Source organism: Streptomyces sp. NPDC089424 (assembly GCF_044749345.1).
Lineage (GTDB): Bacteria > Actinomycetota > Actinomycetes > Streptomycetales > Streptomycetaceae > Streptomyces.
Genome location: NZ_JBIVHU010000001.1, coordinates 1,156,698 through 1,170,268, shown reverse-complemented (window position 1 = coordinate 1,170,268; position 13,571 = coordinate 1,156,698). Strand labels below are relative to the sequence as shown.

General features: G+C 71.1%; 14 protein-coding genes. 5 read left to right on the top strand and 9 right to left on the bottom strand.

From position 1 onward, the window contains the following. The first annotated feature begins 1 nt into the window (after position 1). Positions 2–2,986 (top strand): glycoside hydrolase family 2 TIM barrel-domain containing protein, encoded by a 2,985-nt coding sequence (locus ACIP2X_RS05160; RefSeq protein WP_401667653.1) that lies wholly within the window; start codon positions 2–4, stop codon positions 2,984–2,986. A 48-nt stretch (positions 2,987–3,034) separates the two neighbouring features. Here ACIP2X_RS05160 and ACIP2X_RS05155 read toward each other — a convergent pair whose 3' ends face one another. From ACIP2X_RS05155 to ACIP2X_RS05135, 5 genes are all read right to left on the bottom strand, one after another. Then, entirely contained in the window at positions 3,035–4,150 is a 1,116-nt protein-coding gene (locus tag ACIP2X_RS05155) for a glycoside hydrolase family 5 protein (RefSeq protein ID WP_401667651.1), read from the bottom strand. 161 nt (positions 4,151–4,311) lie between these two features. Next, positions 4,312–4,851, bottom strand: coding sequence for an MmcQ/YjbR family DNA-binding protein (locus tag ACIP2X_RS05150; RefSeq protein WP_401667649.1), 540 nt, complete (start codon positions 4,849–4,851; stop codon positions 4,312–4,314). A gap of 110 nt (positions 4,852–4,961) precedes the next feature. After that, a complete protein-coding gene (locus tag ACIP2X_RS05145; RefSeq protein WP_401667647.1) occupies positions 4,962–5,111 on the bottom strand; it encodes a hypothetical protein in 150 nt (49 codons plus the stop codon). A gap of 156 nt (positions 5,112–5,267) precedes the next feature. Then, on the bottom strand, positions 5,268–5,396 hold the full coding sequence (locus tag ACIP2X_RS05140; protein ID WP_401667644.1) for a hypothetical protein: 129 nt from the start codon (positions 5,394–5,396) through the stop codon (positions 5,268–5,270). Further along, entirely contained in the window at positions 5,393–5,596 is a 204-nt protein-coding gene (locus ACIP2X_RS05135) for a hypothetical protein (protein ID WP_401667642.1), read from the bottom strand. The genes ACIP2X_RS05140 and ACIP2X_RS05135 overlap by 4 nt, the downstream gene beginning before the upstream one ends. Positions 5,597–5,900: 304 nt before the next feature. Here ACIP2X_RS05135 and mgrA point away from each other — a divergent pair, with 304 nt between their 5' ends. Then, positions 5,901–6,950 carry an L-glyceraldehyde 3-phosphate reductase gene (gene mgrA, locus ACIP2X_RS05130; RefSeq protein WP_401667639.1) on the top strand — a complete coding sequence of 350 codons (1,050 nt, stop codon included), beginning with the start codon at positions 5,901–5,903 and terminating at the stop codon, positions 6,948–6,950. A 30-nt stretch (positions 6,951–6,980) separates the two neighbouring features. Here mgrA and ACIP2X_RS05125 read toward each other — a convergent pair whose 3' ends face one another. The 3 genes from ACIP2X_RS05125 to ppk2 all read right to left on the bottom strand — a co-directional run bounded on the left by ACIP2X_RS05125 (position 6,981) and on the right by ppk2 (position 9,460). Continuing rightward, complete coding sequence (locus ACIP2X_RS05125; RefSeq protein ID WP_401667636.1) at positions 6,981–7,688, bottom strand: FAD binding domain-containing protein; 708 nt, start codon at positions 7,686–7,688, stop codon at positions 6,981–6,983. Positions 7,689–7,880: 192 nt separating this feature from the next. After that, positions 7,881–8,324, bottom strand: a complete 444-nt coding sequence (locus ACIP2X_RS05120) for a DoxX family protein (RefSeq protein ID WP_401667634.1) — start codon at positions 8,322–8,324, stop codon at positions 7,881–7,883. A 101-nt stretch (positions 8,325–8,425) separates the two neighbouring features. Beyond that, positions 8,426–9,460, bottom strand: coding sequence for a polyphosphate kinase 2 (gene ppk2 / locus ACIP2X_RS05115; RefSeq protein ID WP_401667631.1), 1,035 nt, complete (start codon positions 9,458–9,460; stop codon positions 8,426–8,428). 255 nt (positions 9,461–9,715) lie between these two features. Here ppk2 and ACIP2X_RS05110 point away from each other — a divergent pair, with 255 nt between their 5' ends. Together ACIP2X_RS05110 and ACIP2X_RS05105 are read left to right on the top strand one after the other, a co-directional pair. Then, the gene (locus ACIP2X_RS05110) at positions 9,716–10,153 is read left to right on the top strand and encodes a hypothetical protein (protein ID WP_401667628.1); all 438 of its coding nucleotides are present in this window, start codon (positions 9,716–9,718) and stop codon (positions 10,151–10,153) included. A gap of 99 nt (positions 10,154–10,252) precedes the next feature. Next, on the top strand, positions 10,253–10,768 hold the full coding sequence (locus ACIP2X_RS05105; protein WP_401668887.1) for a SigE family RNA polymerase sigma factor: 516 nt from the start codon (positions 10,253–10,255) through the stop codon (positions 10,766–10,768). A 406-nt stretch (positions 10,769–11,174) separates the two neighbouring features. Here the strand turns inward: ACIP2X_RS05105 and ACIP2X_RS05100 are convergent, their stop codons facing one another. Further along, a complete protein-coding gene (locus tag ACIP2X_RS05100) occupies positions 11,175–12,020 on the bottom strand; it encodes a GntR family transcriptional regulator (protein WP_401667626.1) in 846 nt (281 codons plus the stop codon). Positions 12,021–12,282: 262 nt separating this feature from the next. Between ACIP2X_RS05100 and ACIP2X_RS05095 the strand changes: the two genes are divergently transcribed. Further along, positions 12,283–13,551, top strand: a complete 1,269-nt coding sequence (locus ACIP2X_RS05095) for an extracellular solute-binding protein (RefSeq protein WP_401667623.1) — start codon at positions 12,283–12,285, stop codon at positions 13,549–13,551. The last annotated feature ends 20 nt before the right edge of the window (positions 13,552–13,571 follow it).

Below are 13,571 nucleotides of genomic sequence, written 5' to 3'. Positions count from 1 at the left end.
CTTGTCATCCGAGCCTTCCGCATACGTTTCGGACACCACTCCCGCGCGAGGTGCGCTGCGCCCGGCCCGTTCGTGGCTGCACTCCGACGCCCCCTCGCTCTCCCTGAACGGGTCCTGGCGCTTTCGTCACTCACCCGTGGCGTCGGTGGCGGAGGACTTCGCGGCCGACGACTTCGACGACCACGACTGGGACGGCATCCCGGTCCCCTCGCACTGGGTCCTCCAGGGCGACGGGGCCTACGGCCGGCCGATCTACACGAACATCCAGTTCCCGTTCCCGATCGATCCGCCCCACGTGCCGGACGAGAACCCCACCGGTGACCACCGCAGGCACTTCGAGGTGCCCGCGAACTGGTCGGACGCCGAACGTGTCGTGCTGCGGTTCGACGGCGTCGAGTCGCTCTTCAAGGTGTGGGTCAACGGCATCGAGATCGGCAGCGCCAGTGGCAGCCGGCTGGCCCACGAGTTCGACGTCACGTCCGCGCTGCGCACGGGCGACAACGTCGTCGCCGTGCGGGTGCACCAGTGGTCGGCGGCGAGTTACGTCGAGGACCAGGACCAGTGGTGGCTGCCGGGCATCTTCCGCGACGTCACCCTGCTGGCCCGGCCGGCCGGGGGCATCGAGGACGTCTGGCTGCGGACCGCATTCGACGCCGGACGGGGACATGTGGTCCCGGAGGTCACGGCCGGGGCGACGGCGTTCCCCGTCACCCTGCGCATCCCCGAACTCGGGGTCGAACAGGTCTGGGCGACGGCGGACGACGTCGCCCCGCTGGACGTCGCCGAGGTGGAGCCCTGGTCCGCCGAGCGGCCGCGTCTGTACGACGCCACCGTGTCGTCGGCCACGGAGAGCATCGCGCTGCGGGTGGGATTCCGCACGGTCGAGATCCGCGGCGACCGGTTCCTGGTGAACGGCCGCCGCGTCGTGTTCCACGGGGTCAACCGCCACGAGACGCATCCCGAGCGCGGCCGGGTCTTCGACGAGGACCACGCCCGCGAGGACCTGGCGCGGATGAAGCGCTTCAACGTCAACGCGATCCGCACCAGCCACTACCCCCCGCATCCGCGGCTGCTGGACCTCGCCGACGAACTCGGCTTCTGGGTCGTCCTGGAGTGCGATCTGGAGACCCACGGCTTCGACAAGGTCGGCTGGGCGGGCAACCCGAGCGACGACCCGGCGTGGCGCGCGGCCTACCTCGACCGCGTCCAGCGCACCGTCGAACGCGACAAGAACCACCCCAGCATCGTCATCTGGTCGCTCGGCAACGAAGCGGGCACCGGCGCCAACCTCGCCGCCATGTCCGCCTGGGTCCACGCCCGGGACGCCGAGCGCCCCGTGCACTACGAGGGTGACCACACGGGCGAGTACACCGACGTCTACTCGCGCATGTACGCCTCGGTCCCGGAGACCGAGCAGATCGGCGCCGACGGCGCGCCGTCCGTGCTGTTCGGCTGCACTCCCGCACAGAGTGCCCGGCAGCGCTCCAAGCCGTTCCTGCTGTGCGAGTACGCCCACGCGATGGGCAACGGCCCGGGAGGGCTTGACCAGTACGAGGCCCTGGTCCACACGTATCCGCGGCTGCACGGCGGGTTCGTCTGGGAGTGGCGCGACCACGGCATCCTGGCCACCACCGCCGACGGCACGCCGTACTACGCCTACGGCGGCGACTTCGGGGAGGTGGTGCACGACGGCAACTTCGTCATGGACGGCATGGTGCTGAGCAGCGACGAACCGACGCCCAGCCTGCACGAGTTCAAGGCCGTCGTGCAGCCGCTCCGCTTCGGCTTCGACACCGACGAGGTCACGATCACCAATCTGCGGCACTCCACCGACACCTCCGACCTGCGCTTCCACTGGCGCGTCGAACACGACGGCATCCTCGTGGACTCCGGGGAACTGGACGTTCCCGCCGTCACGGCGGGCGAGTCGGCGGTGGTGCGGCTGCCCCGGGTCGCGGTGGCATCCGACGCCGAGACCTGGCTCACGCTCGACGCGGTGCTGGCGAAGGCGAGCGACTGGGCTCCGCAAGGGCATCTGGTCGCCACCGCCCAGCAGGACCGCTCGACGCGTGCCGCCGTTCCCGCGGTGCGACCACGGGCCGACTGGCGGCCGGCTGACGGAACGCTGTCCCTGGGCATCGCGGAGTTCACCGGCGGGTCGCTGGTCCGCCTGGCCGGCCGCGACGTGGGCGGACCACGGCTGCAGTTGTTCCGCGCGCCGACCGACAACGACGCGAGTCCCTCCGAGGGGGTCGAGAACACCGACGCAGGCCCGGCCGGTGCGTCCGACGCCGACCTGTGGCGCCTCGACGGCCTCGATCGGCTGGTCACCCGGCGCGTCTCGGTGGAACAGGCCCCGGGCGCCCTGCGTACCGTCGACAAGGTCTCCGCGGCGAACTCCGCCCTGTCGGTGACGGTCGAGTCCGTCTGGTCGCTCGAGGACGGTGAACTGGAACTGCGCGTGGAGATCGAGCCGTCGAGCGGCTGGCGGACGGTGTGGCCGCGGATCGGGATCGGCTTCGCGCTGCCCGACGGCGCGGCTCCCGTGGACGGCGCCGAGTGGTTCGGCCTCGGCCCTGAGGAGTCCTACCCGGACAGCATGCGCGCGGCGCGTACGGGCCGTTTCTCCTCGACCGTCGGGGACCTCTCGGTGGACTACGCGCGTCCGCAGGAGACCGGGCACCGCTCCCAGGTGCGCTCCCTGTCGCTGACCAGCGGAGGCTCCGAGGTCCTCCGGATCTTCGCCGTCCCCGACGTGCACGGCCGTCGCCCGGGCTTCACCCTCAGCCGGCACACCCCGCAGCAGATCGCCGCGGCCGCGCATCCCCACGAGCTGCCCGGCAGCACGACGACCCACCTGTTCGTCGACGCGGCCCAGCACGGGCTCGGTTCACGGGCCTGCGGCCCGGACGTGTCGCCCGAGTTCGTGCTGCGCCCCGAGGCGCGCACCCTCAGGCTGCGCATCGCCGCGGGGGGCGAGGCCTGACGGGCGCCACCCTGTCCTCGGAAGGGTGACGCCCGCGCGGGACCAGGGTCAGCCGACCGGGAAGGTGTCGGGAGTCCTGATGCGCTCACGGATCCACACGCCGGCGGGCTTCAGCGGCGCGGTACCGACCCAGGAGCCGGGGTTGTCGCACGTCCCGGTCTTGAACACGGCGCCGGTGCGGTGATCGTCGGAGAAGTTCCAGTTCGTCCAACTGATCTTCTTGCTCGCCATGAGGTCCAGGTAACGCTGCGACATGGTGAAGTCGTTGTTGCCCTCACCGGCGTAGTTCTGGGTGCCGAACTCCGTGACGAAGACGGGGAGGGCGTCGGCGGCACGGGACAGGGTCGCCAGGTACTCGTCGCGGTGCGAGTCGGCGTAGAAGTGGAAGGTGTACATGATGTTCGACGCCCTGACCTGGTTGTTCACCACCTCGGACTCGTTCGCGCCCTCGGAGACACCGAACGAGGACCAGGCACGTGTCCCGACCAGGACGGGTGCGTCGGAGTCGATGTTCCGGATGGTCGGGATGATCTGCTCGGCGTAGCTCTTGATCCGGGACCAGCTCACGCCGCTGGGCTCGTTGGCGATCTCGTAGAGGATGTTGTTCTTCGCCTTGTTGCGGTTGGCGATGTCGGTGAAGAACTTCCGCGCGTTGCTCAGGTTGGCGTGGGGGTCGCCCGGGGTGAGCATGTGCCAGTCGACGATCACGTACATGCCGCGGTCGGTCGCCTGCTGGATCAGGGAGTTGGCCAGGTTGGTGAAGTGCGTGGGATTGGTCTCGTACCCGCCCTCCTGCACATAGGTCGAGACCCGCAGGACGTCGGCCTTCCAGTCCTGCGCCAGCGCGTCGAGGGAGCCGCTGGTCACACAGTGCGGGTACCACTGGGTGCCGTGGGTGCTCATGCCGCGCAACTGGATGGGGTTCCCGCGGCTGTTGCACAGCTTGGTGCCGCAGACCCTGAGTTGTCCGTTGAGGGACACCGGCGTGTCCGCCGCGGCGCGCGCGGTGGAGTCGCCGGAGGCCGACCGGCCGACCGGCGCGGCCGTCTGATGCGCCGTCGCGCCGGCGGAGGCGGCGGGGACGACGGCCGTGGTCAGGAGCAGCGCGCCGCCGATCGCGGCTGCCACCGCGGCCGGGCGTAACAGGTTGAGCCTCAGTTTCATCTGAACTCCGTTCATCGGCGTGACCGATAGGAAACTTTCCTAACCAGATGGAAGCAGGTGGTTTCCGGGTGCGGCAAGGGTGCTGTCGGCATGCGTCATCCACAGCGGTTCACGTGGGTGTACGGGCAGCGTGGCCGCCCGTTCCGGGAGCCGGCGTCCCGTCAGTTCCGGAAGGTGAGCCCGCGTTCCTCCAGGGCCTGGGCCAGGATGCCTACGGCCTTCGGGCCGACCCCGTGCAGCGCCAGCAGTTCCGCCTCCGTGCGCCGCCCCACCTGCTCCAGCGTCGCCAGCCCCGCGCCGAGCAGGGCCTGGGTGGCCGGCCTGCCGATACCGGCAGGCAGGTCCACGCCGGGTCCGCCGGCCGACGCCTCGGCGTTTGCCAGGGACGCCGCGAGACGCTTCGGGGCACGACCGAACCACGCCGCCCGCACCAGCGCGTTCAGCTCCTTGCCGCCGATGTCGGCCAGCGGCACACAGAAGCCGATCGGCGTGCCCATCCGGACCAGGCGCTCGCCGCTCGGGTGCGCGGCCACGGCGGCCTCCGCCTCGTGGTCCGGGAGGTGGAGCTGGACCCGGCCGTCCTTCGCCACCGAGGCGAAGCCCTTGCCCCGCACCGAGAAGGCGACCATGCCGAAGTGGGTGCCCTCCTCGACCTCCGGCAGCGCCAGCGCGGCCTTGCGCAGTTGAGCCACGGTTGTCATGAGCGGAGTCTCACACACCCGCCTCTTCCCCGGAGGAGGTCTCCTCGGAGGCGATCACATGTTCGACGCCGGCGAGCCCCCGCACGCGGGAGGTGCGGGGGCTCGGCGGTTCACGTGGACACCGGATCTTCCGGCAGATCCTCCAGGCCCTCCTCCGTCGGCGGTGTCTTCGGCGGCGGGAACACGAGGTCCTCGAAGGCCTCCATCGCAAGAAGGAGTAACAGTAGTAGGGCCGGGACCAGCAACGCGATCAAGACCACGGCACCTCCCGAGGGGAGAGTGGGCGGGCTTTCTCAGGGCGGCTCTGTCGGATCAAGTCTGCATTCGAATGGAGTAGCGCGCATGTCGATCACGGCGCCGCGCGCACCCTTGCGGGCGTCACCGTCCGCGACGGCTCCGCACGGACCCGGACGCGGTCAGTCACCGTGTTCGTCGTCCCGCCGGCCCTGTTTCCGTCCGTCGCGCACCACCATGACGGCCATGACGGCCGCAGCGAGCAGGAACAGCAGCGGGAGGGCCAGCCCCACCCATCGGCCGGCGCTCACCGCTGCGGCCTCTCGCCGGACGCCGTCGGCGGGGTGGCCTCGCGGGTCCCGTCGGGCCCGAGCGCGGCGGCGATGTGACGGAAGAGGTCCAGGGCGGTCGTGTCCGCGGTGACGGTGCCGGGTTCGAGGGGTTCCGGGAGGCGGGCGCTTTCCGGCCGGGCCGGATCGCGGTCTGGATCGGGATGCGTGCGGTGGTTCATCGGCAGAGCCTCCGGGCCGGTGCGGGCTTGACGGCTGGGGGGAAGTCGGTTTCCCGGCGTCAACGCCGTTGCTGAACAGGGTTCCCCCTTCGGATCGGAGAACGCGGCACGGACCATCTGGGGCACGGCGGCGTACCGACGGACGTGGACGCATCGCGCCGGAGTGCCCGCGGGCATTGAGAAATGGGAGCGCACAGTGTGATGGACGGGACGCGTTGGACTTCGCCATCGCGGTGCCGCAAGGTGGTAACCACTCGCTGATCAGGGCGTTCACCCCTGCCCGCGCACTTTGGAGACGCTCCTCATGTCCACTTACGTCGCAGACGCCGGCCGCTACGACGGCGGCATGCACTACCGGCGCACCGGCCGCTCCGGCCTGGACCTCCCGGCCCTCTCGCTCGGCTACTGGCACAACTTCGGTGACGACAAGCCGTTCGAGGCCCAGCGCCGGATCGCGCTGCGCGCGTTCGACCTCGGCATCACCCACCACGACCTGGCCAACAACTACGGCCCGCCCTACGGGGCCGCCGAGCTGAACTTCGGCCGGCTCATGCGCGAGGATCTGCGGCCCTACCGCGACGAGCTGATCGTCTCCACCAAGGCGGGCTGGGACATGTGGCCCGGTCCGTACGGCCAGGGCGGCGGCTCACGCAAGTACGTCCTCGCCTCGCTCGACCAGTCGCTGACGCGGATGGGTCTGGACTACGTCGACATCATCTACTCCCACCGGCTGGACGCCACCACGCCGCTGGAGGAGACCATGACCGCGCTCGACACCGCGGTCCGGCAGGGCAAGGCCCTCTACGTCGGCATCTCCTCCTACGACGCCGAGCGCAGCCGCCAGGCCGCCGCGATCCTGCGGGAGCTGGGCACTCCGCTCCTCATCCACCAGCCCTCCTACAACATGCTCAACCGGTGGATCGAGACGGACGGCCTGCTCGACGTCGCCGCGGAGGAGGGTTTCGGCGTCATCGGCTTCACCGCCCTCGCCCAGGGCCTGCTCACCGGGCGCTACCTCGACGGGATCCCCGACGACTCCCGGGCCACCCAGGACAAGTCCTTCGACACCGGCTGGCTCACGGACGACACCCTCGGGCGTCTTCGCGCCCTGAACGACATCGCCGCGCGGCGCGGTCAGAGCCTGGCCCAGATGGCGTTGGCCTGGGCCCTGCGCGACGAGCGCGTCACCTCCCTCGTCATCGGTGCCTCCCGGGTCGAGCAGCTGGAGCAGAACGTCGCCGCGCTGGACAACCTCTCCTTCACGGACGAGGAACTCTCCGAGATCGACGGCCACGCCCTCATCTCCGGCAGCGTGGACCTCTGGCAGCAGGCCCGCACCGGCAGCATGAGCTGACGGCCGGCACGCGGCCGCACGCCGCCCCGGTCAGGGCAGCGAGGCGGCGATGTGGGCGTGCACGATGTCCCAGGCTGCGGGTGGCAGGTCTCCGAGGGCCGTCGCCCGCAGCGCCTGAAGCGTCTCCTCGACGTCGTCGGTGCGCGTGACGCTGCCCTCGAGCACGTCGTAGCCGTCCCGGACGGCGGCGCGCAGGCGGTGGCTGCCGTCGTCCTCGGCGTGCACCGCCGACGCGATCACCAAGGGCGGCTCCGCGCCCGCGTCCCCGGCCACCTTGAAGAACGCGCTGGTGACGGGCGTACGCCAGCGCAGGCTGAGCAGGACGGGACGCTTGGCCACCGCTTCGGCCAGGTCCGTCTCGCGGACGCCGTCCGGTTCCAGCACGGTCGCCCGCGCGTCCAGGACGAGCGCCGCGGGCAGCAGACAGCGAAGGGTGCTGCCGACGATGTTGCCGCCGACCGTCGCGCTGCGCCGGACCGCCCCGGTGCCGACGCGGGAGGCGGCCAGCCGCAGCGCGTCGGGGACCCGGTCGTCCACCCGCTGCAGCACCACGGCGCCCCCCAGGGCGGTCGGCTCCAGCACGTTGGCCTCGGGCACCTCACGCAGCGACATCGCCAGCGCGGGGAAGCCGTCCCGCTGCCATGTGGCCCACAACAGCGTCGCCCCGCCGATCAGCACGGCCCCCTCGGCCAGACACTCCCTCGCCTCGGACACAGACGTCGGCACACGCAACAACACCAGCGACCACCTGCCTTCCCCGCACGACCGGATCGAAGCAGTACGTGGCGTGAAACGGCCACCTGCCCCGCGGTAAGACAATCCCTTCGGCGGGGGGCGCGTACAGGGCTCACACAAGCACGCCGTCCGCTCCCTTTCGCGCCCTTCGCCGCGCCGAAGGTCACCTGCTCACGGCGGCGGAGGCGGCTCGCGTCAGACGGCCGGTCCGGGCATCCGCGCGCCGTCCGTCGCGCCCTCCCGGCGGGCCCGGCCGGTCAGCGACAGCGCGCCGGGGCCGAAGAAGACGAGCAGCAGAAAGCCCCAGCAGAACAGGGCGGGGGACAACCCGCCGTTCTGCAAAGGGAAGAGGCCGTCCTTCTGGTGCTCGGTGAAGTACGCGAACGCCATGATGCCCGAGCTGACGAACGCCGCGCTGCGCGTCGCCACCCCGAGCAGGACCAGGACACCGCACACCAACTCGATCACCCCGGCGTACCAGAACGGCCAGTCGCCCACCGGACTCGCCTCCCGGCCGAGGACACCGAAGAGGGTGGCGACTCCCTCACTGGTGAACAGCAGGCCAAGGACGATGCGGAACGCGCCGAGGACGAGAGGCTGGTATCCGGCCAGCCGGTCATGCAGGGGTACGGCACTCATCGAAAGGTTCTCCTCGAATCAAGCTGCGCGTCGCCGGGCGACGCGGGCGAGGCGGGACCAGCCCCTCCCTCTTTCGTTTACGTGCGCGCCGGGCGGTTGGCTCATCCGAGCGCCGGATCAGTTGAATCCGGTCCTTCGGGGCCGTCGTCGGGATGGGTCCCCGGGCCGTCGTGGTGGCCGACCAGTGGCGTGGGACTGAGGTCGGTGGGGCGCTCACCGGCCTCCAGCAGGGTGTCGGCGGCGCCCACGATCAGCGGATCGGGCTTGCCGACGGCGGCGTGGTCCTTCGCCGGGTAGTCGCAGCGGTCGAGCAGACTGCGCATGGCCTCCAGGCGTCCGCGCCGCTTGTCGTTGTTCTTCACCACCGTCCACGGCGCGTGCGGGGTATCCGTGGCACGGAACATGTCCACCTTGGCCGTCGTGTAGTCGTCCCAGCGGTCGAGCGAGGCGAGGTCGGTCGGCGAGAGCTTCCACCGGCGTACCGGGTCCACCTGGCGGATGGCGAACCGCGTGCGCTGCTCGGCCCGGGAGACGGAGAACCAGAACTTCACCAGCATGATGCCGTCCTCCGTCAGCAGCTTCTCGAACGACGGCGCCTGGACGAGGAATTGGCGGTACTCGTCGTCCGTGCAGAAGCCCATCACCCGCTCGACGCCGGCCCGGTTGTACCAGGACCGGTCGAAGAAGACGATCTCTCCACGGGCGGGCAGATGGGTGACGTAGCGCTGGAAGTACCACTGGCCGGCCTCTCGTTCGGTCGGCTTCTCCAGTGCGATCACCCGGGCGCCGCGCGGGTTCAGCCGCTCGGTGAACCGCTGGATCGTCCCGCCCTTGCCGGCCGCGTCCCGGCCTTCGCAGATCACGACGACCCGCTGACCCGTGTCCTTGACCCAGCGCTGCATCTTGAGCAGTTCGATCTGCAGGATGCGCTTCTGCCGCTCGTACGCGGCTCTGCGCACCTTGTGGTCGTAAGGATGGTTGTCCCGCCAGGTCTCGACGGGACTGCCGTCCGCGTTCAGCAGGATCGGCCTCTCGGGCCGTTCCTCGTCCACTCGGAGTCCGTCGAGGAGCTCCTTCTCCGTCTCGTCGGAGCCGGTGCCGTACTTCGTCGACGCCTCGTTCCGCTCGGATTCCACAGGATCCCCTCCGCATGCACATCTCTACGTTCGGGATCTCCTGCCCGCTCGCCTCGTGAAGACTCTGTTCCGCTTCGTTCCGCCTCCTGACCACCGTACGCCCGACAGGTGAGGAATTTCCGTCCCGGCACCTGCAACCCGACCGGGGGCCGCACGTCTGTCACAGCGAGGGCGGGGCCGGAGCACGGGCTCACGGCCGCGCCCTTTCACGATCACGGACACGAAGACCACGAAGACCACGAAGACGAGGCACTGATGTCAGACAGCAAGCACCGGGCGGTCCCGCGCCCCTCGCGTGGGCGGACCCGGCTCATGGTGGCCCTGTCCACCGTCACGGCGGCCCTGGCGATCGGCGGCACGGCCGCGTCGTACGCCGACGGCCCGTCCCCCGCGCCCGCTCCGGCCCCCGCGAAGCCGGCACCCGCGCCGGCGAAGCCCTCCCCGGTACCGGCGAAGCCCGCCCCCGTACCCGCCAGGCCCGCCCCCGCGCCCGCGAAGCCGGAGCCGGTGGCCTCGGTGCCCGCCTCCGCGAAGCCGGTGCCCGCCGAGGGCGCGCCGGCCCCGGCCCCCGCACCCGTCCGGCCCGTACCGCGGCCCGCGGCTCCCGGCGTCCACGCACCGGGTGAGCCCCGTCCGGTCCCGGCGCCGGTGCCCCCGCACGGCTCTCCCGCACCCGCACCCGCCGGGCGCTGAGTGTCCGCGACACACCCCTGGACCCCCGTACGCCCCGCCCTGGGCGTGCGGGGGCTCCTGCGCCGCCTCTCCAGCAGCAGGGCACACACCCCCGCCGTCGTGGTCGAGCCGGTCTCCGGCCCCCGCGCCGCCTTCGAGATCGACGAGCTCTACCACCACCGCAGGCTCGAACTCGTGCGGCTGGCGGTGCTCCTCGTGGACGACGTCCCGACGGCGGAGGACGTCGTCCAGGACGCGTTCGCGGCGCTCTACCGGCGCCACGGGGCGCGACTGACCGGCCTGGACGATCCGGAGGCGTACGTGCGGCGCAGCGTCGTCAACGGCGCGCGCTCGGTGCTGCGGCGCCGCAGGACCGTGCGCGCCTACGTGCCGCCGAGGCCGCGTCCCGCGCCGCCGCCGGAGGAACACGTGCTGTTGAAGGAGGAACACCAGGAGGTGCTGCGCGCCCTGGGCCGGCTCACGACACGGCAGCGGGAGGTGCTGGTGCTGCGCTACTGGTCGAACCTGTCGGAGGCGCAGATCGCCGAGACCCTCGGGCTGTCCCGGGGCGCAGTGAAGTCCACCGCCAGCCGCGCACTCGCGGCCCTGGCACGGCGACTGGAGGATCCGGCATGAGTTCCGGCACGACATCCGACCCGACCTCCGCGCCCGCGTCCGCGGAGGACCGCCTGCGCGCCGCCCTGGCGGCGAAGGCCTCTTCGGTCACCTACCGTCAACTGCGTCACCCGCACCCCCCACGGGTACTGCCACGAGGCTCCCTGCGCCGTGGCCTCCGGCCGGCCGCACTCCTCGCCCTCGCCGCGGTCCTCGTCGCCGTGGCCCTGGCACTCCCCCGCGTCCTCGGGGACGCCCCCCGCACGGGCCCCGCGACCCGCCCCAGCCCTCCGATCACCTCCACACCCCCGACCCCGTCCCCCTCCCCGTCCCCCCGGTCCCCCCGACCGATCCACCCAGGCCAACCCGCCCCCCACCACCCGACCCCGAGCGCCCTGGGGCGATGACCCCGAGGGCGTCAGCGCCTTCACAACCCGTGCTGGACCACGCCCCGGGTGGAGAACGTGACCGGGTCGCCGCCCGTGAAGTCGCCCGGGGGGATGCCGGGGTGGTGGCCCTCGCGGGGGGCGGGGGTCTCGACGCGGGGGCCCAGGGCGAGGCGGGAGACTATGCGGTAGCGGTCGCCGCGGTAGAGCGAGTGCACGTACTCGACCGGCCGGTCACGGGTGTCCGTGGTGAGGCGTTCGAAGAGCAGCGCCGGGGACAGTTCCGGCACGTCCAGCAGGTCCGCCTCGGCGCGCGTGACCACGGTGGGCTCGATGGACTGCACCGCTTCGCTGACCTGGACGCCGTGCTGGTCGCGCAGATGCTCGTACAGGTCCCCCTGCTCCAGTTCGTCACTGGTCAGGTCGGGCACCAGGTCCGCCCTGACATGCAGGTGCTCGATCGCCATCGGCGAGCCGTCGACCAGTCGCAGCCGCGCCACGTACCGGATCTCCGCCGCCGGCGAGATCCGCAGCTTGCGGCCGACCCGGGCGCCGGCGGGCAGCGTGCGGAACTCCAGCAGCCGGCTGGTCCAGACACCGCCGGCCTGCGGAAGGCTGAACGCGTTGCGGTCGGAGATCAGTTCCTGCGTGATCTTCTCCGCGGCCACGAACATGCCCCGGCCATGCTCCCTGACCAGCAGCCCGGCCACCACGAGTTCGTCCACCGCGGCACGCAACGTCGGCCGTGAGACCCCGAGTTCACCGCACAGGACACGCTCGGAGGGAATGGCGTCGCCGGGCCGCCGCGCCTCGATGAGTTCGAGGATCGCGTCGCGGACCCGCTCGCGCTTGAGCATCGCACCGGATGCGGCGGCGTCGATCTCCATACGGACCCTCGTTCGTCGTCGGGACGGTCACTGGTCATCGTAACTGGTCTGCTGGTCAACCCGGCCCGGACAACTCAGCTCCAGGTGATCCCGTCGCACAAAACCGCCGCCACGGCCGAAGTTCCGTTTCTGCGGGGAGGGTTGACGCCTTCATTGGTCCATGCCATTTTCATCCCCGCACCGACTGGTAAAGCCCAGGCGGCCTACTGGTCAAGTCGGTGTCGCGTGCCCCTCCCGACTCCAGGCTCTCCAGAGGTGAACCGTGAAACACCGCTCCCCTGCCCTGATCGGCGCGATGCTGCTGAGCGCCGGGCTCGTCGCCTGTTCCTCGTCCGGAAGCGGGTCCACCGACGCCACCGGCGGCCGGACCCCCCTCGACGTCTGGCTGATGCGCGACAGCGTCTCGGCGGACTTCCAGAAGGAGTTCGAGACCGGCTTCGAGAAGGACCACCCCGAGATCGACGTGCGGATCCAGATCCAGGAGTGGGACGGCATCGGCGAGAAGGTCACCGCCGCCCTGGCCAGCAACGACGCCCCCGACGTCATCGAGGTGGGCAACACCCAGGTCGCCCAGTACGCCCAGAGCGGCGGACTCACCGACTTCACCGCCAAGGTCGCCGAACTCGGCGGCGACACCTGGCTCAAGGGCCTCGCAGAGCCCGGCGCGTACGAGGGGAAGCAGTACGGCATCCCGTACTACGCCGCCAACCGCGTCGTCATCTACCGCACCGACCTGTTCGAGAAGGCCGGCATCGACGCCGGCGCCATCAAGACCCGTGAGCAGTGGATCGCCGCCACCGAGAAGCTCGACAAGGGCGACACGCAGGGCATCTACCTGCCGGGCCAGAACTGGTACGCCCTGGCCGGGTTCATCTGGGACGAGGGCGGCGACCTCGCCACCGAGTCCGGCGGCGAGTGGAAGGGCGGACTGGACAGCCCCGAGGCGCTGCGCGCGATGGAGTTCTACCGCCGGCTGCAAGCCCTCGGCAAGGGCCCCAAGGACTCCGACGAGGCGCAGCCACCGCAGGCCGAGGTGATGGCCAAGGGCAGTGTCGCCCAGATCATCGCCACGCCAGGCGGGGCCAACGTCGTCGTGCAGAGCAACCCCGAACTGAAGGGCAAGCTGGGCTTCTTCCCGATCCCGGGCAAGACGGCGACCACCCCGGGCGCCGTCTTCACCGGCGGCTCCGACCTCGTCGTGCCGGCCGTCGCCGCCCACCAGGACGAGGCCTTCACCTTCCTCAAGGAACTCGCCGGTGACGCCTGGCAGAAGAAGCTCGCCCTCGCCATGAGCTACGTGCCCAACAAGACGTCACTGGCGGGTGCCGTCGCCTCCGACCCCGGCGCGGCGGCGATGGCCGTCGGCGCCGCCAACGGCCACGCCACGCCCAACACACCGCAGTGGGCGGCCGTCGAGGCCAAGAACCCCGTCAAGGACTACATGACGGCCGTACTGACCGGAGGCGATCCGCGCACCGAGGCCACCGAGGCGTCGCGGACCATCACCGAGACCCTCAACAGCGACTCCTGAGCCCCCGGTTCCCGTCCGTC